Source organism: Pseudomonas sp. Sample_16 (genome assembly GCF_004307665.1).
Lineage (GTDB): Bacteria > Pseudomonadota > Gammaproteobacteria > Pseudomonadales > Pseudomonadaceae > Aquipseudomonas.
Window position 1 is genome coordinate 1 of sequence record NZ_RCOB01000010.1, and the last position, 22,482, is coordinate 22,482.

The 22,482-nt window shown below is 60.8% G+C and carries 20 protein-coding genes; 13 read left to right on the plus strand and 7 right to left on the minus strand.

Annotation, left to right across the window (positions count from 1 at the left end; all coding sequences use genetic code 11):
- Nucleotides 1–254: 254 nt before the first annotated feature.
- The 5 genes from D8U69_RS01235 to D8U69_RS01255 all read left to right on the plus strand — a co-directional run bounded on the left by D8U69_RS01235 (nt 255) and on the right by D8U69_RS01255 (nt 7,615).
- On the plus strand, nt 255–2,750 hold the full coding sequence (locus D8U69_RS01235) for a TonB-dependent siderophore receptor (RefSeq protein ID WP_130906507.1): 2,496 nt from the start codon (nt 255–257) through the stop codon (nt 2,748–2,750).
- 122 nt (nt 2,751–2,872) lie between these two features.
- Nucleotides 2,873–3,442 carry a YceI family protein gene (locus D8U69_RS01240; protein WP_130906508.1) on the plus strand — a complete coding sequence of 190 codons (570 nt, stop codon included), beginning with the start codon at nt 2,873–2,875 and terminating at the stop codon, nt 3,440–3,442.
- Between the two features lie 101 nt (nt 3,443–3,543).
- Entirely contained in the window at nt 3,544–4,053 is a 510-nt protein-coding gene (locus D8U69_RS01245) for a sigma-70 family RNA polymerase sigma factor (RefSeq protein ID WP_056856914.1), read from the plus strand.
- Nucleotides 4,054–4,056: 3 nt separating this feature from the next.
- The gene (locus D8U69_RS01250; protein WP_130906509.1) at nt 4,057–5,010 is read left to right on the plus strand and encodes a FecR domain-containing protein; all 954 of its coding nucleotides are present in this window, start codon (nt 4,057–4,059) and stop codon (nt 5,008–5,010) included.
- A gap of 118 nt (nt 5,011–5,128) precedes the next feature.
- Nucleotides 5,129–7,615: a TonB-dependent siderophore receptor gene (locus tag D8U69_RS01255; protein WP_130906510.1), complete on the plus strand. Its 2,487-nt coding sequence runs from the start codon at nt 5,129–5,131 to the stop codon at nt 7,613–7,615.
- A 156-nt stretch (nt 7,616–7,771) separates the two neighbouring features.
- Here the strand turns inward: D8U69_RS01255 and paoC are convergent, their stop codons facing one another.
- From paoC to paoA, 3 genes are read right to left on the minus strand one after another with little or no spacing between them, the layout of a single operon-like run.
- Nucleotides 7,772–9,967: an aldehyde oxidoreductase molybdenum-binding subunit PaoC gene (gene paoC / locus D8U69_RS01260; protein WP_130906511.1), complete on the minus strand. Its 2,196-nt coding sequence runs from the start codon at nt 9,965–9,967 to the stop codon at nt 7,772–7,774.
- A complete protein-coding gene (locus D8U69_RS01265; RefSeq protein WP_130906512.1) occupies nt 9,964–10,920 on the minus strand; it encodes a xanthine dehydrogenase family protein subunit M in 957 nt (318 codons plus the stop codon). Before D8U69_RS01265 ends, paoC begins: the two co-directional genes overlap by 4 nt.
- On the minus strand, nt 10,917–11,540 hold the full coding sequence (gene paoA, locus D8U69_RS01270) for an aldehyde dehydrogenase iron-sulfur subunit PaoA (protein WP_130906513.1): 624 nt from the start codon (nt 11,538–11,540) through the stop codon (nt 10,917–10,919). Before paoA ends, D8U69_RS01265 begins: the two co-directional genes overlap by 4 nt.
- Nucleotides 11,541–11,755: 215 nt before the next feature.
- Between paoA and D8U69_RS01275 the strand changes: the two genes are divergently transcribed.
- Nucleotides 11,756–12,478 carry a GNAT family N-acetyltransferase gene (locus D8U69_RS01275; RefSeq protein WP_130906514.1) on the plus strand — a complete coding sequence of 241 codons (723 nt, stop codon included), beginning with the start codon at nt 11,756–11,758 and terminating at the stop codon, nt 12,476–12,478.
- Nucleotides 12,479–12,796: 318 nt separating this feature from the next.
- On the opposite strand, the gene D8U69_RS01280 is transcribed toward D8U69_RS01275, so the two are convergent.
- Together D8U69_RS01280 and D8U69_RS01285 are read right to left on the minus strand one after the other, a co-directional pair.
- A complete protein-coding gene (locus D8U69_RS01280; protein WP_056856756.1) occupies nt 12,797–13,927 on the minus strand; it encodes a P1 family peptidase in 1,131 nt (376 codons plus the stop codon).
- Nucleotides 13,928–13,974: 47 nt separating this feature from the next.
- Nucleotides 13,975–15,078: an extracellular solute-binding protein gene (locus D8U69_RS01285; RefSeq protein ID WP_130906515.1), complete on the minus strand. Its 1,104-nt coding sequence runs from the start codon at nt 15,076–15,078 to the stop codon at nt 13,975–13,977.
- A gap of 110 nt (nt 15,079–15,188) precedes the next feature.
- Between D8U69_RS01285 and D8U69_RS01290 the strand changes: the two genes are divergently transcribed.
- Complete coding sequence (locus D8U69_RS01290) at nt 15,189–15,980, plus strand: helix-turn-helix transcriptional regulator (protein ID WP_130906516.1); 792 nt, start codon at nt 15,189–15,191, stop codon at nt 15,978–15,980.
- Here the strand turns inward: D8U69_RS01290 and D8U69_RS01295 are convergent.
- Nucleotides 15,977–16,912, minus strand: coding sequence for a class I SAM-dependent methyltransferase (locus D8U69_RS01295; protein WP_130906517.1), 936 nt, complete (start codon nt 16,910–16,912; stop codon nt 15,977–15,979). The two genes, D8U69_RS01290 and D8U69_RS01295, sit on opposite strands and share 4 nt — an antisense overlap.
- 280 nt (nt 16,913–17,192) lie before the next feature.
- Between D8U69_RS01295 and D8U69_RS01300 the strand changes: the two genes are divergently transcribed.
- The 5 genes from D8U69_RS01300 (at nt 17,193) to D8U69_RS01320 (ending at nt 20,341) form a co-directional block, all read left to right on the plus strand.
- Nucleotides 17,193–17,810: a cytochrome b/b6 domain-containing protein gene (locus tag D8U69_RS01300; protein ID WP_130906518.1), complete on the plus strand. Its 618-nt coding sequence runs from the start codon at nt 17,193–17,195 to the stop codon at nt 17,808–17,810.
- Nucleotides 17,807–18,592: a molybdopterin-dependent oxidoreductase gene (locus tag D8U69_RS01305; protein WP_130906519.1), complete on the plus strand. Its 786-nt coding sequence runs from the start codon at nt 17,807–17,809 to the stop codon at nt 18,590–18,592. The genes D8U69_RS01300 and D8U69_RS01305 overlap by 4 nt, the downstream gene beginning before the upstream one ends.
- 49 nt (nt 18,593–18,641) lie before the next feature.
- Nucleotides 18,642–18,908, plus strand: coding sequence for a pentapeptide MXKDX repeat protein (locus D8U69_RS01310; protein ID WP_130904991.1), 267 nt, complete (start codon nt 18,642–18,644; stop codon nt 18,906–18,908).
- A 233-nt stretch (nt 18,909–19,141) separates the two neighbouring features.
- Nucleotides 19,142–19,549, plus strand: coding sequence for a response regulator (locus tag D8U69_RS01315; RefSeq protein ID WP_130906520.1), 408 nt, complete (start codon nt 19,142–19,144; stop codon nt 19,547–19,549).
- Nucleotides 19,550–19,672: 123 nt separating this feature from the next.
- Nucleotides 19,673–20,341, plus strand: coding sequence for an HAD-IA family hydrolase (locus tag D8U69_RS01320; RefSeq protein ID WP_347238260.1), 669 nt, complete (start codon nt 19,673–19,675; stop codon nt 20,339–20,341).
- Nucleotides 20,342–20,552: 211 nt separating this feature from the next.
- Here D8U69_RS01320 and D8U69_RS01325 read toward each other — a convergent pair whose 3' ends face one another.
- Nucleotides 20,553–21,500, minus strand: coding sequence for a GlxA family transcriptional regulator (locus tag D8U69_RS01325; RefSeq protein WP_056856746.1), 948 nt, complete (start codon nt 21,498–21,500; stop codon nt 20,553–20,555).
- Nucleotides 21,501–21,624: 124 nt separating this feature from the next.
- Here D8U69_RS01325 and D8U69_RS01330 point away from each other — a divergent pair, with 124 nt between their 5' ends.
- Entirely contained in the window at nt 21,625–22,416 is a 792-nt protein-coding gene (locus D8U69_RS01330; protein WP_056856745.1) for an SDR family oxidoreductase, read from the plus strand.
- The last annotated feature ends 66 nt before the right edge of the window (nt 22,417–22,482 follow it).

A 22,482-nucleotide genomic window follows, 5' to 3' on the forward strand; every position in this document is an offset into this window, starting at 1 on the left:
TACACCGCTATCGCCAGCAAGCCGGCTCCTACAGAGATGGGTGACGTACGCTGATTTTTGGTCGCTGCAGATCCCTTGTAGGAGCCGGCTTGCTGGCGATAGCGGAGTGTCGGCAAACATCAACGTGGCTGGTATTCCCTCATTGTCAGCAGACTAGCGTTTATAGTTTTTAATGCAAATCTTTCGTATTCGTTGTCCGTTTTCTCGACATGGCCGTCATGGATAGTAACGCTCCCCATTTCACAGGACTTTCCATGTCACGCTTTGCTCGACCCTTGCATCCCTTGGCGCTGTCGGTCGCGATGGCTTTTGTCGCGGTGCCCCTGCACGCCGCTGAACCAACATCGCCCGAAACCGCAACCAGCGCAGTGCGCAGTTTCGCCATCCCGGCCGGGGATTTGGGCCAGGCGCTGAACAGTTTCGCCGAGCAAGCCGACCTGACGCTGGCGTTCGACCCGGCGTTGACGCGCGGTAAAACCAGCGCTGGCCTGAGCGGTCAATTCAGTGCGCCCCAGGCGCTTAGCCGATTGCTGCAGGGCAGCGGCCTGAGCGCCATCGCGTTGTCGGCCACGCGTTATCGCATCGAGCCGACCCCCGAGCCAGTGGCCGGTACGCTGATGTTGGGCGCCACTGATATCAACGGTGCCTGGCAAAGTGAAAGCCCCACCGGCCCGGTGGCAGGCTACGTCGCAACCCGCGCGCTGTCAGGGACCAAAACCGACACGGCGTTGATCGAGACACCGCAATCGATTTCCGTGGTGACCAAGGATCAAATGCGCGCGCAAGGCGCCGAGAGCCTCAATCAGATTTTGCGCTACACCGCTGCGGTGGTGCCGGAAACCCGCGGCTCCACGGCTTCGCGTCTGGATCAGATGACCATTCGTGGCTTCTCCCCGGCCACTTATCTGGACGGCTTGCGCATGCCCGGTAGCCGGGATGCTTCACCGCAAAAGGATGCCTTCGATCTGGAGCGGGTAGAGGTGCTGCGCGGTCCTTCTTCGGTGCTCTATGGGCAGGCCAGCCCCAGCGGCGTGCTCAACATGGTGAGCAAGCGTCCGCTGGATACGCCGTTCCACGAGATCGGCATCGAATACGGCACCTTCAACAAAAAACGCACGACCTTCGACACCACCGGCCCGCTGGATGATCAGGGCGTTTACTCCTATCGCGTTGCCGGCCTGTACGACGAGGCCGACGGCCAGCTCGAACACACTGAGACCCAGCGTCAGGCGCTGTCGTCGGCTTTCACCTGGCGTCCAAGCGATGACACTTCGCTGACGTTGCTCGGGCACTTCCAGAAAGATCCGAAAGCCGCCTCGTACGGCTCGGTGCCGGCCTGGGGCTCGGTGTTGCACAGCCCGCTGGGGCGCAGCATCGACGTCGATTTCTACGACGGTGAAGAGGATTTCGAGAAGAGTGACCGGGAGTATTTCTCTCTTGGCTACCTGTTCGAACACCACATCAACGACGTGTGGACCGTGCGCCAGAATCTGCGTTACCTGCAAAGCGAAGGCGATTACCGCAGCATCTACAACAGCAATCTGCGGGCCGATTACCGTACGTCCAATCGCTCGACCATTGCCACAGATGTGAACCTCGATTCCTGGACCGTGGACAACCAGTTGCAGGCCAGATTCGACACCGGCGCGGTGCAGCACACGGTGCTGTTCGGCGCCGATTACCAGAACACCAGCACCCACACCAAGTCCGGTTTCGGCACCGGGCCGACCCTGGATATTTTTGACCCGGTGTACGGTGCGCCAGTCACCACACCGGCGTTCACCTCTGACGCCACGCAACGCAACGAGCAAAAAGGCCTGTACCTGCAAGAGCAGTTGAAGTGGGACAAATGGGTGTTGCTTTTGGGCGGTCGCTACGACTGGGCCGACAATAACAACAGCACCACCAACCTGCGTACCAACGCCAAGACCAAGACCTCGCTGCAAAGCGAAGCCTTCACCGGTCGCCTGGGCGTGGTGTACCTGTTCGACAACGGCATCTCGCCATATGCCAGCTACTCGGAATCGTTCGAGCCGCAATCAGGCACCGGCTACGGCGGTTCGGTGTTCGAACCCACCGAAGGCAAGCAGTACGAAGTGGGCATCAAGTACCAGCCGCCGGGCAGCAACAGTTTCATCACCGCTTCGGTCTTCGACCTGCGCCAGAGCAACGTGCCGACACTTGACCCGGACCCGACCCACATCTGCGGTACCGGTCGCTGTCAGGAACAGACCGGTGAAGTGCGCTCCCGTGGTTTCGAACTCGAAGGCAAGGCCAGCCTCAACGACAACCTGGACATCACGGCCGCCTACGCCTATCTGGATAACCGGATTACCCAGTCCAACAGTACCGTCAGCTACGCACCGTTGACCGACATCGCCGTCGGCCCGGCCGTACCCGCCAAAGGCACCACGACCTATGGCGTACCGCGTCACACGGCTTCGGCCTGGGCTGATTACACCTTCCACGATGGCGTCGCCAAAGGTTTCGGCGTCGGCGCCGGTGCCCGTTACGTCGGTTCATCCTGGGGTGACACGGCCAACACCTTGAAGGTGCCGGGCTACACGCTGTTCGATGCTTCGTTGCACTACGACATCCCGCCCCTCAACAGCCTCAAGGACAATCTGCGCCTGGCCTTGAACGCCAGTAACCTTGCCAACAAAGAGTATGTGGCGTCCTGCTATTCCTACTCCTGGTGCTGGTATGGGGCGCAACGCACAGTGCAGGCGAGCGCGACTTATCAGTGGTAAACGTTTAACTGACACATTGAAACGGGCTGCCCATGAGGCAGCCAGTTTTTTGCGGTGGCATAAACGGTGGTTCTTTGCTTTAGTCCACCTACTGTCAGCTTACCCGCACACCGGAGAGTCCCATGAACTCTCGAGCATCACGTTTTATTGCATTGGCCTCCGTGCTTTTGTTCGGTGCGTTTCCTTGCGCCTATGCAGTCGAATACACCGACGTGAATCCCACGGCCAGTACCCTCAGTTTCACTTACAACCAAATGGGGTCACGGGTGTATGGCACCTTCAGCAAGTTCGTTGGGGTCCTCGATTTCGATACAACTCATCCCCAGGATGCACATGCGAAGTTGACCATTGACCTCGACAGTATTGAAGTGGATGACAGTGATGCCAGGACTGAACTTCCAAAGCCTGCCTGGTTCGACACGGCGACTTATCCGAAGGCAATCTTTGAGTCGACTCGGGTCAAAGACCTCGGCAGCAACCGTTATTTGATCACCGGCAGACTTACTCTCCGGGGGCTCACTCGGGAGGTGGAAGTGCCGGTGCTGCTGAAAGCGGGAAGTGCCGTTGGCATTTTTGATGGCGAGTTAACGCTCAAACGCAGTGACTTCAAGATCGGTGCGGGTGAATGGGCAGACAGCGTTGTTTCCAATGACATTTACATTCGTTTCCGGATAGTTGCCCCCGAGCGCTGAAGTGGGGTGAGTTTCACCAAACGTGGGAGGTCTTGCCAAAGCGTGTCGGCCTGGAAGAAAATGAGAGTCATTATCAAATAAATCTGTATCGGGCCTTTTTCATGTCCTCCGCCGACCACTCGCTGCAACACGCCGTGCATACGCTTTATGAGGATCACCACAGTTGGTTGTGTGGCTGGTTGCGCAAGCGGCTCGGCTGCAACCACAGCGCGGCAGATCTGGCCCAGGACACCTTCATTCGTGTGCTCACCCAACGCAAGACCCAGGAGCTACGCGAGCCGCGCGCCTACCTGAGCACCATCGCCCGTAGCCTGATGATCGACATGTTCCGTCGCCGGGCGCTGGAGCAGGCATATCTTGAAACCCTGGCCAACATCCCGGAGCCGGTGGCGGTTTCCCCGGAAACCCGTTCGCTGATCATCGAAACCCTGATGGAAATCGACCGTTTGCTCGACGGTCTGGGTGAGCGCACTCGAGAGATTTTCCTGCTGGCCCAGCTCGATGGCCTGAGCTATGTCGAGATCGGTCGACGTCTTAATGTCTCGGTGACCACGGTGAAGAAACACGCAGTCCGCGCCCTGACGCATTGCCTGTTGCTGATCGAGGACTGAACCGTGGCCCGTGCACAACCGCTGGATTTCGCCACCCTCGAAGCCGCTGCGCGCTGGTATGTCGACTTGCGCGGCGAGGGGCCGGACGATGGCTTGCGCGAAGCGCATCGGCGCTGGCTCGAGCGTGATCCTCGTCATGTGCAGGCGTGGGAGCGCCTCGCACGTTTGCAGGACAAGCTTGGGCAGCTATCTCCCGCCGTCGCTCGCCCGACCCTGGCCAGCGCCCGGGCCAAACGCCGGGACGTGCTCAAGGTGTTGTCGATTCTGTTGATGGCGGGCGCCGCCGGGACACTGGCCTGGAATACCACGCCGCTGCCAACCTTGATGGCCGACCAGCGCACCGGTACCGGTGAACGTCGTCGGGTGCGACTGGACGATGGCAGCCAGCTGCAACTCAACACGGCGACGGCCGTGGACATCCGCTACAGCGCCCACTTGCGTGAAGTCCGTTTGCTGCAAGGCGAAATCCAGATCGAGACAGCGCGTGACGCATCGGCGCGGCCTTTTGTGGTTCATACCGCCGAAGGCAGCATCCGCGCACTGGGCACCCGTTTTGTCGTGCGGCATGACACAGCGCAAACACTGGTCAGTGTGCAGGAACATGCGGTCGAAGTGCGCAGCGCGGTTTTGTCCGGCCCGGCGGTACGCGTCGACGCCGGTCAGCAGGTGAGCTTTCGCCGCGATGCCGTCGACGCCGTGCAGCGAGCTAGCGCGCAATCCGATGCCTGGACCCGCGACATGCTGGTCGTCAATGACTGGCGCCTGGAAGACTTCGTCCGCGAACTGCAGCGCTATCGTCCGGGCCACTTGGGATGTGATCCGGCGGTGGCGGCACTGCGTATCTCTGGCGCTTTTCATCTGACCAGTACCGATACCATTCTGGACAACCTGACGTCGACCTTGCCCGTGCGCATTCGCCGGTTCAGCCGTTACTGGGCCAGTGTGGAGCCGGTCTGAGTGATTAACCGAAAAAAACTTGCCGGAGGGGTTATTGATTTTGATTCTCGTTCGACTTGGTAGTTAGAGGCGCATTTAGACGCTGCCATTGACTGCCACACGGGCGAAAGGAAACTGCATGACCCCTCGCAATTCCCTATTGAGCATTTCTGCAATTGAGCCAACTGTCAGACCCTTGAGTCGCGCCGTGCATGCCGCATTGCTCGGTATGGCGCTGGTCGTCCCGTTGGGCATGGCGATCGTGGCACAACCAGCGTGGGCGCAAACCAGCACTGAAGCCGAATTCGATATCCCGCCAGGTCCGCTGGGCGCGGCATTGACCCAGTTTGCCGGCATCGCCGGGGTGACCGTGTCGTTCGAGCCGGCTTCTGCCAATGGTCAGAGCACCGCGGGGCTGCAAGGGCGTTATTCGGTGGAGGCGGGGCTGCGTCAGTTGCTCGCCGGGAGCAAGTTGCAGGCCGTGCGTCACGACAACGGCAGCTATTCGCTGCTGCCGGTGGTGGGTGATGGCGCGGCGCTGCAACTGGGGGCCACCAGCATTTCCGGCGCTGTGGTGGAGTCCGCTTACGGCCCGGTGGACGGCTTCGTCGCGACCCGCAGTGCCACGGGCACCAAGACGGACACGCCGATTCTGGAAATCCCGCAGACCATCAACGTGGTCACCGCCGACCAGGTCGAAGCCCAGGGCGCCCGCAACCTGACCCAGGCCTTGCGATACACGCCGGGAGTGAACACGGGCGGTTACACCGACCGCAACTCGATTGCCGATGAAATCACCAGCCGGGGTTTCGCACCGACGCCGCTGTACTTCGATGGCGCATACATCCCTTACGCCGGCAGCCTCGGCGGCGCGCCGCAAATCGATCCCTATACCCTGGAGCGCATCGAAGTGCTCAAGGGGCCGTCGTCGGTACTCTATGGGCAGAACCAGCCCGGCGGGCTGATCAACATGGTCTCCAAGCGTCCGACCACCGAGCAGCGCAGCCAGGTCAAACTGGGGGCGGGCAGTTACGACCGGGTCAACGGTGCCTTCGACACCAGCGGCCCGATCGACGAGCAGAAGCAGTTCACCTATCGCCTGATTGGCGTCGCCAACAAGGGTGGCGAACAAGTCGAGCACAACAGCAGTGAACGTATGCTGCTGGCGCCGAGCCTGACCTGGGCGCCGACCGAGGACACCTTCCTGACGGTGCTGGCGCAGGTCCAGCGCGATGACGGCGTGCCCGATTATCAGTCGCTGCCACGGATCGGTTCGCTCAACCGCGGCCCTGACGGCGAGAAAATCAATCGCGACTTTTTCTCCGGTGACACTGACTTCAACGATTACAAACGTGACCAGTACATCTTCGGATATGACTTCAGCCACAACTTCAGCGAAGACCTGAAATACCGCTCCACGGCGCGTTACACCGACGTGCGCGACCGCTACAAGGGCTTTTACTTGCGCAGTTTCGTCACTGATGCCGGCGTGACCGATTACACCCGGGCCAACCGCGCCAAGGTCGACTGGCACCAGCACAACATCGCCTGGACCGTCGATAACAACCTCGAATACACATTCAACACCGGTGCCCTGGAGCACACTACGCTGGCGGGGGTGGACTATCGGCATTTCACCCGCAAGTACGACGGCTACAACGCCAACAACGTGTTGCCGGTCAACCTGTATGGCAAGAACAACTACGACACCAGCAGCGTGACGCCAACGCTCACCACCCAATGGGACAACACCTTGCGCCAGACGGGTGTGTATCTGCAGGACCAGATCAAACTGGACCAGTGGATCCTGACCATCGGTGGCCGCCAGGACTGGGCGGAAATCGACAACAAGGATTTGCTGGCGTCGACCCGTGAATCCAAACGCGACAACAAGTTCACCGGGCGTGTCGGCCTGACCTATGTCACTGATTTCGGCCTGGCGCCCTATGTCAGCTATTCCGAGTCGTTCCTGCCGACAATCGGCACCGGGGCGCCTGAGCGTGGCGGCAAGGCCTTTGAGCCGACCGAGGGTCAGCAATACGAAGTGGGTGTGAAGTACCAGCCGTTCGAGCAGACCCTGATCACCGCATCGGTGTATGAGATCAAACAGAAGAACGTGCTGACCGGCGATGACGACTATCCGGAGTACATGTCCCAGGGCGGAGAGATGCGTTCGCGCGGCGTCGAGCTGGAAGTCAAATCCAGCATCGACAACGTCGATATCCTGGCCGCCGCCAGCTACATGGACTCGTTCTACACCAAGGACACCTGGGGCAACGAAGGCCACCGCAACGAAGCCCAATCGCCGGTTTCAGCGTCGATGTGGATCGACTATCACTTCACCCAGGCCACCCTCAATGGCCTGACCTTTGGCGCCGGCGCGCGCTACACCGGACGCAAGCCGGGGGATGCGGCCAACTCGTTCGACGTACCGTCCTGGGTCGTCTATGACGCTACCGTCAGCTATGACATGGGCAAACTCGACCCAAGCCTGCGTGGTTTGCAAACTCGCCTGAACGTGCAGAACATCTTCGACCGCGAGTACGTGTCGGACTGCAACTACTCGTTCGGTTGCTATTACGGGCAGGAGCGGGTGGCGTCGGCGGAGATGACTTACGACTTCTAATGTTCTTCGCTGCAACTGACTGTGGGAGTGTAGGAGCCGGCTTGCTGGCGATGGCGGTGTATCAGTCAACACAGATGTTGAATGTCAAGCCGCTATCGCCAGCAAGCCGGCTCCTACAGGAAAGGTGACCGCTGCGTTATTGTAAAAATGCAGCGCTCAAATCATCGGCGGCAGTTTGTCGAGCATCTTGTCGAGGGTGATCGGGTAGTCCCGGACGCGAATCCCCGTCGCGTTGTACACCGCATTGGCGATGGCTGCGCTGACTCCGCAGATGCCCAGTTCACCCACGCCCTTGGCTTTCATCGGCGATGAAACCGGATCGTCCTCCTCGAGGAAAATCACTTCCTGATGCGGGATGTCGGCGTGCACCGGCACTTCGTATCCGGCCAGGTCATGGTTGACGAAAAAGCCCAGGCGCTTGTCGACCGCCAGTTCTTCCATCAATGCCGCACCGACGCCCATGGTCATCGCACCGATCACCTGGCTGCGTGCCGAAGTCGGGTTGAGGATGCGCCCGGCAGCACAGACCGCGAGCATTCTCCGCACGCGGGTTTCGCCGGTGGCACTGTCGACGGCGACCTCAACGAAGTGCGCGCCGAACGTCGACTGCTGGAATATTTTACTCAGCTCGGCAAACTCGATCGAATCCTCGGCCACCAGTTCTCCGCCTCGCGCGGCCTCTTGAAGCGGCACACGTCTATCGCCGGTACTGACTTCGCCATCGGCGAATGTCGCCTCGTCCGGTTTCATGCCCAGGCGTTGCGCAGCGGCTGCGCGAAGTTTTACGCACGCCGCATAGACCCCTGACGTCGAACAGTTGCCACCGAACTGACCACCGGACCCGGCCGACACCGGAAAGCTCGAATCGCCGAGGTGCACCAGCACTTTGTCGAGGCTCACGCCCATCATTTCTGCCGCGGTCTGGGCAATGATCGTGTAGCTGCCGGTGCCGATATCGGTCATGTCGGTTTCGACGGTGACGATGCCTTGATCATTCAGGCGAACCCGGGCTCCGGACTTCACCAGCAGGTTGTTGCGAAAGGCGACGGCCATGCCCTGGCCGATCAACCAACGGCCCTCGCGTTGCGCGCCCGGCTGCGCCTGACGACTGCTCCAGCCGAAACGCTCGGTCCCCGTACGCAGGCATTCGATCAAGCGGCGCTGCGAGAAGGACCGTTGCGTGTTCACCGGGTCGACCTGGGTATCATTGAATATGCGAAACTCGACCGGGTCGATCTTGAGCTTTTCCGCCATTTCGTCCATGGCGATTTCCAGCGCCATCATTCCCGGCGCTTCGCCGGGTGCGCGCATGGCGTTGCCCTCCGGCAGGTTGAGGGTCGACAAACGCATGGACACCCGGCGGTTTTCCCCGGCATACAGCAATTGACTCGGCTGCGAAGCGCGCTCGACCTTGCCACCCGGCAGGTCACCGGACCAGCCTTCGTGGGCCATGGCGGTGATCTTGCCGTCAGCCGTGGCGCCAATGCGGATGCGCTGAATGGTGGCGGGGCGGTGTGTGGAATTGTTGAACATCAGTGGCCGCGCGAGCGCGACTTTCACCGGCCGGCCGGCCAGTCGCGCACCGAGCGCCGCCAACACCGCGTCCGAGCGGATAAACAGCTTGCCGCCGAAACCGCCGCCGATGTACGGCGAGATCAACCGTACATTTTTTTTCGGTATGCCGAGGGTGGTGGCCAGATCGGTCACGGACCAGTCAATCATCTGATTGGAGGTCCACACGGTCAGTTTGTCGCCGTCCCACGCAGCCATCGAGGCGAAAGGTTCCATCATGGCGTGGGCCTGATCGGGGGTGGTGTAAGTGGCGTCCAGTTGCACCGGCGCGGCGGCGAAAGCCCCCTCGAAATCGCCATGCACGGTATCGGGCATTTCCTTGGTCTGTTTGGCCGAATCGCGGGTTGCCGCAAGATCGAACACGCCCTTGGCTCGTACATAGTTGACCTTGACCAGTTCAGCTGCAGCCCGGGCCTGTTCAAAGGTCTGCGCTACGACCAACGCGACGGCCTGGTGGTAGTGCTCGATTTCAGGCCCGCCGAGTAATTTGGCAGTGTTGTATTTGCCTTTGCCGAGCTTGCCGGCGTTGGCCGCCGTGACAATGGCCAACACCCCCGGCGCCGCTTGGGCAACCTCGAGGTCCATCGAGGCAATACGGCCCTTGGCGATGGCCGAACCGACCACCACGCCATACGCCTGATTCGGCACGGCGGTGTGATGCTCATAGGCGTAGGGTGCCTGGCCGGTGGTTTTCAGTGGGCCTTCGATGCGCGTAGTGGCTTTGCCGATGACTTTCATCTGGTCGATCGGGTTGCTGGTGGCGGGCGTGTCGAATTTCATGCGTGCTCCTTCGCTTGGGCCATCACCGCAGCGAGCGTGCGCTCGACCAGGGTCAGCTTGAAGGCGTTTTCGTGGGTGGGTGTGGCGCCGGCGAGCAGCTTTTCGGTGAATGCTTTCGCGCCTTGGGGCATGACCGACTCCGCGCTCTCGACACGCCAAGGCTTGTGCGCCACGCCACCCAGGGCGACGCGTCCGCTGCCGTTGCTCTGGATGATCGCGCCAACAGAAACGAGCGCAAACGCGTAGGACGACCGGTCCCTAACCTTGTGATAAATGTGGGTACCGCCGATCGGCGCTGGCAGGGTGACAGCGGTGATCAATTCATTGGCCATCAGCGTGGTTTCGATGTTCGGTGTGGTGCCGGGCAATCGATGCAAATCGGCCAGGGGAATGACGCGGATAGTGCCGTCGGGTCTCACCGTCTCGACCTCGGCATCGAGCGCGCGCATGGCCACGGCCATGTCGCTGGGATGGGTGGCGATGCAGGCCTTGCTGACTCCAATGATGCCCAGTTGCCGGCTGAAGCCGTCGATGGCCGAGCAGCCGCTGCCGGGCTGGCGCTTGTTGCAGGCCTGATGCGTGTCGTAGAAGTACGGACAGCGTGTGCGTTGCAACAGGTTGCCGCCAGTGGTGGCGACATTGCGCAGTTGCCCCGAGGCGCCGGCGAGCAGGGCGCGGGCAAGCAAGCCGTAATCTTCGCGCACCCGCGGATGGGCGGCGAGATCGGTGTTCCTCACCAGTGCTCCGATGCGCAAGCCACCCTCTGCCGTGACTTCGATGCGGTCGAGGCCGACATCGTTGACATCGATCAGATGCGTGGGGGTTTCGATGTCCAGTTTCATCAGATCCAGCAGATTGGTGCCACCGGCGATGAACCGCGCGTTACTGACCTGGGCTGCCAGCAATGCCGCTTGAGCCGGGGATTTGGCGCGCAAGTAGGTAAAGGGTCTCATGCGCTGGCCTCCGCGACTTCCGTGATCGCCTCGATGATGTTGGAGTACGCCCCGCAACGACAGATGTTGCCGCTCATGCGTTCCTGGATTTCACTGGCGATCAGCTGGGGTGGTTTGGTGAGGCTGGGGCTGGCGTGACTGGGAATGCCGTCACGAATCTCTCCCAGCACCGCGACGGCGGAACAGATTTGGCCCGGCGTGCAGTATCCGCATTGGTAGCCGTCGTGCTTGATGAACGCGGCTTGCATGGGGTGCAGCTTTTGCGGCGTGCCGAGGCCTTCGATGGTGGTGATCTTCGAGCCTTCGTGCATGACCGCCAATGTCAGGCACGAATTGATCCGCCGGCCATCGGCGATCACCGTGCAGGCGCCACATTGGCCATGGTCGCAGCCTTTTTTGGTGCCGGTCAGATGCAGGTTTTCCCGCAGGGCATCGAGCAGGGTCGTACGGGTGTCCAGGTCGAGGTTGCGTTGTTGGTCATTGACCCAGAACTTCACGGAGGCTTTGACCGGCCGCGCGGCATTGGCGGCGGATGCCTGCGCAGAAATGAACGGCGGCAGTGCCACGCTCGCCGCCGTCACTGCACCCACAATCAGAAATGTACGTCGGGAAATCGTCATCAGGTCTATTCCTTTGCGTAATTTGCGAGTGCAGTGCACTGCGGTACTTTTGCAGTTCACATCAACAAGAGTGACCATCGGATTCAGGAAAAGGTTTATGCGGTTTTCGGCTATAGACTCATGCGCTTAGTTCATGAATCCAGAAATGGCGCGGAACGGGTTAAGATGTCCGCCCGCATCGAACGCTGCACACCGCCCCGGAGCCACCCCCCGCAATGCCCCAGATCACGCACTTCAAAACGTCGTGCCCCGAGCACATCAACAGCCAGATCCTGCAGATGGTGGTCGACAACCTGACCGACATCAGCATGGTCGCGATACCGCCGAGCAACCTGCTGTACAACATCTATCAGTACGCGATTGGCTACGAGGTGCACCTTTATCTGGAAGCGTTGAACGGCGCGAAGGGCATTGATGTGGAGTTGATCGTCGCCACCGATCCTGACGATCCGGACCAGATCATCGGCTTCTTGCTGTACTTGCCGGTCAAGGATGATCCCGACGCCTGCGGCGTGGCGTACATGGCGGTCCAGGCCGAACATCGGCGCCAGGGCATTGCGCGCCGGATGCTGCGGGAAATGGTCGGCCGTTATCCGCACGCCGAACTGACCTGCGCGGTGGCCAAGGTGCCGTACTTCGAAGCGATGGGTTTTCAGGTGATAGGCGTGCGCGCGACCCAGGTACTGATGAACACCCGTGACCATGGCAGCGACGGCTTGATGGCGCTGCTGGATGTGGCACCGATCTACAGCTCGCTGGAGGTGCGGCAGATTCATACGTATTTGCTGCAAAAACACGGCAAGCGGGCGATGGTCGATGCGGAAAAACAGCGCGACCGGCACCTCGATCAGTTGACGTTCAAGGCCCATGCGTTCGTGCGTGAGCGGTTGGGCGACGACGCAGTGCCGACCAGCGGTCCACGACTGCGCCTGGTCTGATCGAGCTCTCCAGGCATGACACAGCACTCTGTGGGAGCTGGCTTGCCAGCGATGACTGAGTATCGGCCGACACATTGATTGACTGACCCACCGCCATCGCTGGCAAGCCAGCTCCCACAGGGTAAAGTGGTGATTGTGGAGGTAAAAAAAGAGCCTCAAAGCTCTTTGATGGGGAGGAAGTAGAGCCATTGAGGCTCAAGATGCGCATGAAGCAAGCAGTGAGCTTGTAGGGGTTCAGTGCACTCACCGCTTACGCAACGGCTTGTTGAGCAAACAAGCGGCTGCGTAACTTCATCCTAGAAAGACCAAGTGTTTCACTCAAGTACCACTAGTCGCGTCCCCCGGCCACCCGGCCCGACGCAGTGCTTGCAGCAACGTTTCGGCATCCAGCCCCGGCACCGCGTGACCATTGCCTTCGGCGGTTTCGGCGGCCAGTACGGCATTGATGATGGCTTCTTCCACGGCTTCGGTCGCGGCCAGGAACAGCTCGCTGATGTGGTCGTTGTTGACCATGCACAGACCATCAGTGGTGGCGGCTTTTTTACGCTCGTACGCCGCCGGGGGCACGTGCTGGTTGCCGGTGGCGAAGGCGATGAAGATGTCGCCACTGTGGTCTTCATTGCCGCCGCCGGTGCGGGCAAGGCCGAGGCTGGCACGCTGCGCCAGCCGAGTGCACTGGTGCGGCAGCAACGGCGCATCGGTGGCCAGGCAGACGACGATGGAACCCATGCCCGGATGCGGCAACGCGGCCTTGAGAAACGGCGAGTCGACCTGATCCATGTAGCGCCCGACCGGGTAGCCATCGACGCGCAATTCCTGCCGGATGCCGTGGTTGGCCTGCACGATGGCACCCACCGTCCAGCCACCCTGGGCATCGCTCAAGCGCCGCGAGGCGGTGCCGATGCCCCCCTTGAATTCGTGGCAGATCATGCCGCTGCCACCGCCGACATTGCCTTCTGTCACAGGGCCGCTCTTGGCACTGCGCACGGCTTCGGCGACGTGCTCGGGTTTCACGTGAAAGCCGTTGATGTCGTTGAGCAAACCGTCATAGGTTTCCAGCACCACCGGCATGTTCCAGTAGAGCCTGCCGTCGTCTGGTTGCTGCTCACGGTCCACGGCGATCAGCGCATCGCGCACGACGCCCAGGCTATGGGTGTTGGTGAAGGCGATCGGGCTGGTCAGCAAACCGGCCTCGCGGATCCATTCAAGCCCCGTGGCGTCGCCATTGCCATTGAGCACATGGACCCCGGCGAAACACGGTTGCTGGCTGGTGGAACCGGCACGCGGTTCAATCACGGTTACCCCGGTGAGGATGTCGCGACCCTTGGCGGTGCGTCCTCGCACATTGCTGTGGCCGACCCGTACACCGGGCACGTCGGTAATGGCGTTGAGCGGGCCGGGTTGCAGTTGGCCGAATCGAATGTTCAGGTCGCGGGCACGTGGTTTCATCGGTTTTCTCATCTTCAGAAGTCGCGGGTGGAAAGGTGGGGCGTGGGTTATTGACCGTTCTTGACCTTGCTCCAGATCCGCGTCCGTACCCGTTCGGTAGCCGGCGGCAAAGGTTGCAGAGTGAACAAAGTGGCCAGGGCTGCGGCTGACGGGTAGACCGCAGGGTTGTTGCGGGTCGCCTCAGCCACCAGCGCCGTGGCATTGCGGTTGCCATTGGGGTAGTTGAGGTGATTGCTGACCGGGGCGATGACCTCGGCGCGCATCAGGTAATCGATGAAAGCCAACCCTTGTTGGGGATGCGGCGCGTCCTTGAGCAACACCAGCGTGTCGAACCACACCGGCGCGCCTTCCTTGGGCAAGCTGTAGGCGATCTTCACGCCGTTGCCGGCTTGCTCGGCGGTCGCCTTGGCTTCCAGCATCGCGCCGGACCAACCGACCGCCACACAGATATTGCCGTTGGACAGATCACTGATGAATTTCGACGAATTGAAGTAGGCGATATGCGGGCGCAGTTTGAGTAGCAACGCTTCGGCCTTCTTGTAATCCTCGGGGTTGGTGCTGTTGGGCGGCAGGCCAAGGTAGTGCAGGGCGACCGGGAGCATTTCCGACGGCGAGTCGAGCATCGCCACGCCGCATTCGCCGAGTTTGGCCAGGTTTTCTTCCTTGAACACCAGGTCCCAGGAATCCACCGGCGCTTTGTCGCCAAGTACCGCCCGCACTTTGTCGATGTTGTAGCCGATGCCGTTGGTGCCCCACAGATACGGCACGGCGTACTGGTTACCCGGATCGTTGTGGGCCAGTTTCGCCAGCAGGTCGCTGTCCATGTTCTTGAAATCAGGCATATCAGCGCGGGGCAGCGGCGCCAGGGCGCCGGCCTTGATCAGCGTCGGCAGGCTGAAGTTGCTGGCCACCACCACGTCGTAGCCACTGCGGCTGGTCAACAGTTTGCCTTCGAGCACTTCGGCGCTGTCGAAGGTGTCGTAGACGGGCTGGATACCGGTGTCACGCTTGAAGTCATGCAGGGTGTTCGGGCCGATGTAGTCATACCAGTTGTAGACGTGAACGGTTGGGACCTCGGCCGCCACCGCCGACAGCGAAACCGCCAGACAGGCGCCAAACCCCAGATTGAAATACGAGCGATGACCACTCATGATGCGGCACTCCTGGCCTGCTGCGGCCGGTGATGTTCAGGAGCTTGCAGGGTATCGACGGGGCTGGCCGTTACCCATTCCCATCATGGGTTACTCGAAAGGGGTAGGGCGTGGACGCGTTGTTGAAAGAGTTGCCGCTGCACCAAGGGCTGGCGCGCGTGTTTGCCACGTTGGGCGAGGAAGGGTTCTGGCGTGCGCTGGTCGACACCCTGCGCCTGCTGGTGCCGCTGGACAACGCCCTGGTCGCGGTGATGAGGCCGGGTCGGGTACCGCGCCTGCTCATTGATTTCGACGCCAAAGGCAGCGGCGAGGAGCACGAAGACCTGGCAGATTACAGCGCCGGCATGTACTTGCTCGACCCGTTCTATCAAGCGGCCTGTGCCGGCATTTCCGACGGCTTGCACAGCCTCGAATCGGTGGCCCCGGACCAGTTCCAGCACAGCGAGTATTACTTGAGCTACTTCCGCTCGGTGGTTGGCGGCGACGAGTTGCAGTTCATGGTCAACGTCGATGGCGCGGTGCTGGGCCTTTCTCTCGGGCGCTCGACACGCTTCAGCCTCGAAGAGCAGGGCCGTCTGTTGTGCGTGCGCGACTGGGTGCTGGCCGCCATGCGCCGACACCTGCGATTGCTGCCGCCGGAAGGACCAGTCGCCGAGGCCGTGGCCGGAGATCTGGCAACGCTGCTCGATCGCTTCGATGCGCGCCTGTCAGTGCGCGAGATCGAAACCGCGCGGCTGATCCTCCAGGGCTTCTCCAGCAAGGCCATCGCCCAGCAGATGGGCATTTCACCCGAGACAGTGAAGGTGCATCGGCGCAACCTTTATCACAAACTCAATGTGAACGGGCATGGGGAGTTGTTTGCGTTGGTGCTGCAACCACAAACAGGGCCAACCCGGTCTTAAACTCGGAATACCAACGCCTTCAAACCTGCCTCAACATCCGCATCGGGAAACTCCGGAGGGTTCTCCAGGCGTTGTTCAAAGCGCAGGCTCGGCGCCTCGCGCGTCACGCCGTCGATGAGGAAATCGGCACCGAATGCCGGGTCGTTCATGCAGGCCAGCACCGTGCCGTTTTCAGTCAGCAGTTCCGGCAATCGGCGCAGCACCCGCTGATAATCCTTGGTCAGCAGGAAACTGCCTTTCTGGAACGACGGCGGGTCGATGATCACCAGGTCGTACGGGCCTTTGCCGATCACCTTGCCCCAGGACTTGAACAGGTCGTGGCCGAGGAACGTCACCTGGCTCAGGTCATGGCCATTGAGCCGGTGATTGTCGCGGCCACGGCTCAGCGCCGGGCTGGACATGTCGAGGTTGACCACGTGCGTCGCACCGCCTTCGATGGCCGCCACCGAGAAGCCGCAGGTGTAGGCGAACAGGTTCAGTATGCGTTTGCCGCCGGCATTGGCCCGTACCCAATCACGGCCATAGCGCATGTCGAGGAACAGCCCGGTGTTCTGCTTGCGGCCCAGGTCCACCCGGTACTTCAAGCCACCTTCGGTGATGGTCATTTCTTCGATGGCATCGCCCAGTAGCCATTCGGTGGTGCTTTGCAGCAGGTAGCGGTGCTGCAGCAACAACGTGTGCGCCCCGGATTGTGTCCACTGCGGTGATTGGGTGATTGCCATCAGCCGTTGCTTCAAGTCCTCCAGTTGCGCCGCTTCCGGCTCCTTGAAAAGTGCCACCAGCACCACGCCTTGCAGCCAGTCCACGGTCACCTGCTCCAGCCCCGGCCAGCAGCGGCCACGGCCGTGGAACAGCCGCCGGGTTTCGGCGGGAGGCGTGGCCAGTGCCGTCAGCAAGTGGTCGTGGAGGATGGAGAGGGCGTCTGCGTTCATGGGTCTGGGTCGGCAAGTTGCGGGGGGCGGCATTTAACCATAGTTGCGCGTTCGGCGGGCTACCACCGCCCCCTGTAGGAGCGAGCCTGCTCGCGATAACGGTTTCAGATTCAACATCAATGTCGGCTGACTTGATGCCATCGCGAGCAGGCTCGCTCCTACAGGGTTTTGGGTGGCTGTGAGTGAGCAGTTATCACATTAAATTTAACTTTGCGTGAGGATTTGGCGATCTTCCGGCTCCCATACTCGGCTCCAACGAACAACCACATCGGAGCCGGACGTGTCGCAGTCATCTGCCTCACCCAAGGCCAGTCATCCACGCTGGCTGCGCATGACCCATTGGCTCAACGCCCTGGCGGTGTTGGTGATGGTCACCAGTGGTTGGCGCATCTACAACGCCTCGCCGCTCTACGATTTCAGTTTTCCCACGTCGATCACCCTCGGCGGCTGGCTCGGTGGGGCGCTTCAGTGGCACTTCGCGGCGATGTGGTTCCTGGCGATCAACGGCCTCGTCTACCTGCTCATCAATGTCTTCAGTGGTCGCTTGAAACGGCGCTTTTTCCCGGTTTCGCCCAATGGTGTGCTGCGCGACTTGTCGGCGGCACTGCGCGGAAAACTCGGGCATGCCGACCTCAGTCATTACAACCAGGTGCAACGGTTTGCGTATTTGTTCGTGATTATCGACATCACCCTGCTGGTGCTCTCCGGGCTGGTGTTGTGGAAGTCGGTGCAGTTCCCGCTGCTGCGTGAATTGCTGTGGGGTTACGAAGGGGCGCGCCGTGTGCACTTCTTTGCCATGGCGCTGTTAGTGGCATTCGTTGCGGTGCATCTGGTGATGGTCGCGCTGGTACCTAAAACGCTGTTGGCCATGATCGTTGGCCGCAAGGAGCACGTATGAAAAAGCGTATTCAGGTCCCCGGGCTGGATGAGGCTTCGATCCTCACGGATGCCCGCAAGATCCTCGCGCCACAGATCGAAGACCGCTCGCGTCGCTCGTTCCTCTTGCGTGGCCTGACCCTTGGTGGCGTGGCGATGTTGTCGGGTTGCAACATCACCGACAACGACAGCGTCGAGACCGCATTGTCATCGATGTCGCGCTTCAACGACCGGGTGCAGGGCTGGCTGTTCAATCCCAACGCCATGGCCCCGACCTATCCGGGGTCGATGATCACCCGGCCATTTCCGTTCAATGCGTTCTACGGCATCGACGAAGCACCGACGGTGGAGGAGGAGAGCTATCGTCTGGAAGTCACCGGACGGGTCGCCGACAAGCGCAGCTGGCGCCTCGAAGAGCTGCGCGCCATGGCCCAGACCGAGCAGATCACCCGGCACATCTGCGTTGAAGGCTGGAGCGCGATCGGCCGTTGGGGTGGCGTACGCTTCAGCGACTTCCTCAAGCGCATCGGCGCCGACACCGACGCCAAATACGTCGGCTTCAAATGCGCCGACGACTACTACACCAGCATCGACATGGCCACCGCACTGCATGCGCAAACCCTGTTGGCGCTGACGTACGACGGCGCGGTGCTGCCGCGTGAATACGGCTTCCCGATGAAGCTGCGCATGCCCACCAAGCTTGGCTACAAGAACCCCAAACACATTCAGGCGATTTTCGTCAGCAACACCTACAGCGGCGGCTACTGGGAAGACCAGGGCTACAACTGGTTCGGTGGCAGCTGATGAACCCCCGCAACCTACCCATCAAACCTGTGCTTCAAGGAGTTTCATCATGAAAAAGCTGACCACCGTTGTTCTGTCTTTGTGCCTGGCCGTCGGCGCCGCCAGTGTTTTTGCTGCTGACACCATGAGCAAAGACAGCATGAGCAAGGATTCGATGTCCAAGGATGCAATGTCCAAAGACGCGATGAAGAAAGATTCGATGTCCAAGGACGCGATGAAGAAAGACACGATGTCCAGGGATTCCATGAGCAAGGACGGCATGAAAAAAGACGCCATGTCCAAAGACGCCATGAAAAAGGACGCCATGTCACAGTAATCCCAAAAATCCCGTGCCCCTGTAGGAGCTGAGCTTGCTCGCGATGGCGGTGTATCAGTCAACCTGTAATGGCTGACACAGCGCCATCGCGAGCGGGCTCAGCGCCTGCAGGAAGCATGAATTCGTCGCCTGACTGTATCAAAAATGAATTTCCGCCGAGTCCGCTGCTCCTACTTGTAGGTAGCGGATTCAAGCCCGCGAAATCATAGGTGCAATCAGGGAGCAGCAAGGTCATGAGTCGAGTAACGACAGCGGGCGGATATCTTCCTGAGGGGTTGATCCTGGTGGTTGAGGACGACCCGTTGATACTGGAATTTCTCTGCGAAATTCTGCAGGACGAAGGCTTTGTGGTGGAACCGCAGATCAGTGCCGATGCGGCTGCGGAGTATCTGGAGCAGCATGCCGCGCAAGTCAGGTTGTTGCTCACGGACATCACCATGCCCGGCAAACTCAATGGTGCAGACCTGGCCAATCAGTTTGGCGATCGCTGGCCGGACAAACCGATCATGATCATGTCCGGCTACGAAACCCCGGAAAGCTCGGGCGTCCGGCATGAGGTGACATTCATCAAGAAACCCTGGGCGTTGGGGCAACTGCTCGATTGTGTGCAAGGGGCCTTGAAATCACGCCCTGCCTTGTAGGGGCTGGGGCAGGCTGCGATCTTTTGATTCTGCTTTTTCAGGATCAAAAGATCGCAGCCTGCGCCAGTTCCTGTGGGGATCGTGTAAATTGGCGCAAATGTCCGCTGAGATAGGAAGGACCCTTTGCCCGTGCCCACGTCTGTTTTCAACGTCCCTTACCGTGCCTTCCTGTTCGACATGGACGGCACCATCCTCACCTCGATTGCCGCCGCTGAACGCGTCTGGACCACTTGGGCCTTGCGCCACGGTGTCGATGTCGAAACCTTCCTGCCGACCATTCACGGTGCCCGAGCCATCGACACCATCACACGTCTGGGATTGCCCGGTGTGGATGCCGAGGCTGAAGCGGCGTGGATCACCCAGGCGGAAATCGACGATGTCGAAGGGGTTGCCGAGGTGCCTGGCGCAGCGGCGTTCCTCAAATCGCTGCCGGCTCATCAATGGGCCATCGTCACCTCGGCGCCGAGGACGCTTGCCTTGCGGCGAATGGCAGCGGCAGGGATTCCCGAGCCGGACGTGATGATCACCGCCGAAGACGTCAGCCTCGGCAAACCCGACCCGAGCGGTTATCGACTCGCGGCGACACGGCTGGGGGTGGACATCACTCAATGCCTGGTGTTCGAAGATGCCACGGTGGGGATTCTCGCCGCGCAGGCGGCGGGGGCGGGTTTGTTGATTGTGACGGCGACGCATGACGTGCCGATCGAAACGGATCATGCGACGTTGGCTGATTATGATTTGGTTGTGGCGCAGGCAAGCGCCGACAATTTGATTCGCTTACAGCCTTTGTAATCGACATCAGACCCCTGTGGGAGCTGGCTTGCCAGCGATGGTGGTGTGTCAGGCAGCGTGGATGGTGAATGTGCCGACGTCATCGCGGGCAAGCCACGCTCCCACAGTATTTGAAGTCTCCGCAGTTTTTGTGCTTGGCATAAAGCCCCTGTGGGAGCTGGCTTGCCAGCGATGGCGGCCGCCAGGATTGACGCCGGTCGGCGGTTCGCTCCTACATTGACATCTCGGATCGCGCGCTGCGCCGTATCACCTGCGGCGGCTGCCCGAATGTTCGCAAGAACGCCTCGCGCATGCGGCGGCGGTCGCTGAAGCCGGTTGCCAGGGCGATCTGGTCAAGGCTCAGGCGCCCGCGTTCGAGCATCTGCCGTGCCGTTTCCAGACGCAGGTTTTCGATGGCCTTGGCCGGTGACTGGCCGGTTTCCGCGCGAAATGCCCGGCTGAACTGCCGTGGGCTCAGGCGTGCCACCTCCGCCAGTTGCTCTACCGAAAGCACTTGGTCGAGGTGTTCCCGGGCATAGGTCAACACGCTCTGAATGCGATCGGATTTCGGCTCCAGTTCCAGCAGCGCCGAATGTTGCGACTGGCCACCCGCGCGACGGTGGTACATCACCAGTTTTTGCGCCACTGAACGGGCGAGGTCGGCGCCGTGATCTTTTTCGACCATGGCCAGCGCCAGGTCGATACCGGCGGTCATGCCGGCTGAAGTCCAGATCGAACCGTCGATCACGTAGATCCGGTCAGCCTCGACGTTGATCCCCGCAAAACGCTCTTGCAGTTGTCGCGCATAGGCCCAATGAGTGGTTGCCCGCTTTCCCTCCAGCAAACCGGCCTGGGCCAGGACGAAAGCCCCGGAACAGATCGACGCCGTGCGTCGCGCGGTCTTGACGCCAGCCCGCAGGTAATCGAGCACCGCTTCGGGCGCCTGTTCGAGAATCGCATCGCCTCCGACCACGATCACCGTATCGAACACACGCTCATCGAATGCCTCGGTGCCGACACACAAGCCGCCGGAGGCCCGCAACAAGCGACCCCCTTCGGACAGCACACGCACGTCGTACAGCGTTTCGCCAGCGCTGAAGTTGGCGTATTCGAACACCGGCATCGCCGCCAGCGCCATGGACTGGAAGCCGTCGAAAACCACAAACGCCACGGTAATCATTGATCTGCCCTCAAACGGCGATGTCCGAAAAACGTACTTTAAACGTCATTTGCGACACCGGCGAGCGGATTTATAACGGTACACAACCGGCGAACGTCTCGCCCAACCGTGAAGGAAACCGATTATGGCGCTCTCATCCAAAGGTACTGCATTGATCACCGGTGCATCGTCGGGCATTGGCGCTGTGTACGCCGACCGCCTCGCTCGCCAGGGTTATGACTTGATTCTGGTGGCCCGTAGCCAGGGCAAACTCAACGCCCTGGCCCGGCATTTGAGCGACCAGACCGGTCGCACCGTGGAAGTGGTCGCCGCCGACCTCAAGGACAAGGCCGATGTGCGACGGGTAGAAGACATCCTGCGCAACGATGCCAGCATCACCTTGCTGGTCAACAATGCCGGCGTCGGCGCGGTCATGCCGCTGCTCGCCAGCCCGGTGGATGAGATGGAAGACATGATCTCCCTCAATGTCACCGCGTTGATGCGCCTGGCTTATGCCGTGGTGCCTGGCTTCGTCGCGCGCGGCACCGGCACCGTGATCAACATTTCTTCGATCGTTGCCATCGCTCCGGAAATTCTCAATGGCGTTTACGGTGGAACCAAGGCGTTTGTGCTGGGTTTGAGCCAGTCGATGCATCGGGAACTGGCCGACAAAGGCGTGCGCATCCAGGCCGTGCTGCCGGGCGCCACCGCAACCGAGTTCTGGAGTGAAGCGGGCAACCCGGTGGAAAACCTGCCGCAGGAAATCGTCATGTCTGCCGAGGACATGGTTGATGCAGCACTGGTTGGGTTGGCGAATGGAGAAGTGGTGACCATCCCGGGCCTGCACGACGGGGCGCAGTGGGACCGTCATGAAACTCAACGCCAGGTGTTGAGCGGGCTGTTCGGAAATTCAGAATCGGCGCCGCGCTATCGCTGATCACTGCCCGTTCAAGTGGAGCAGGTGGCGGTCAACCGACAGCAAGGCAGGGCTGGAAACGCAATC

Coding starts and splice junctions, on each gene's coding strand:
- D8U69_RS01280 (WP_056856756.1), bottom strand. CDS start 13,927: ATGAAACCACGTGCCCGCGACCTGAACATTCGATTCGGCCAACTGCAA.
- paoC (WP_130906511.1), bottom strand. CDS start 9,967: ATGAAATTCGACACGCCCGCCACCAGCAACCCGATCGACCAGATGAAA.
- D8U69_RS01325 (WP_056856746.1), bottom strand. CDS start 21,500: ATGATTACCGTGGCGTTTGTGGTTTTCGACGGCTTCCAGTCCATGGCG.
- D8U69_RS01245 (WP_056856914.1), top strand. CDS start 3,544: ATGTCCTCCGCCGACCACTCGCTGCAACACGCCGTGCATACGCTTTAT.
- D8U69_RS01235 (WP_130906507.1), top strand. CDS start 255: ATGTCACGCTTTGCTCGACCCTTGCATCCCTTGGCGCTGTCGGTCGCG.
- D8U69_RS01255 (WP_130906510.1), top strand. CDS start 5,129: ATGACCCCTCGCAATTCCCTATTGAGCATTTCTGCAATTGAGCCAACT.
- D8U69_RS01265 (WP_130906512.1), bottom strand. CDS start 10,920: ATGAGACCCTTTACCTACTTGCGCGCCAAATCCCCGGCTCAAGCGGCA.
- D8U69_RS01305 (WP_130906519.1), top strand. CDS start 17,807: ATGAAAAAGCGTATTCAGGTCCCCGGGCTGGATGAGGCTTCGATCCTC.
- D8U69_RS01240 (WP_130906508.1), top strand. CDS start 2,873: ATGAACTCTCGAGCATCACGTTTTATTGCATTGGCCTCCGTGCTTTTG.
- D8U69_RS01310 (WP_130904991.1), top strand. CDS start 18,642: ATGAAAAAGCTGACCACCGTTGTTCTGTCTTTGTGCCTGGCCGTCGGC.
- paoA (WP_130906513.1), bottom strand. CDS start 11,540: ATGACGATTTCCCGACGTACATTTCTGATTGTGGGTGCAGTGACGGCG.
- D8U69_RS01285 (WP_130906515.1), bottom strand. CDS start 15,078: ATGAGTGGTCATCGCTCGTATTTCAATCTGGGGTTTGGCGCCTGTCTG.
- D8U69_RS01315 (WP_130906520.1), top strand. CDS start 19,142: ATGAGTCGAGTAACGACAGCGGGCGGATATCTTCCTGAGGGGTTGATC.
- D8U69_RS01275 (WP_130906514.1), top strand. CDS start 11,756: ATGCCCCAGATCACGCACTTCAAAACGTCGTGCCCCGAGCACATCAAC.
- D8U69_RS01295 (WP_130906517.1), bottom strand. CDS start 16,912: ATGAACGCAGACGCCCTCTCCATCCTCCACGACCACTTGCTGACGGCA.
- D8U69_RS01330 (WP_056856745.1), top strand. CDS start 21,625: ATGGCGCTCTCATCCAAAGGTACTGCATTGATCACCGGTGCATCGTCG.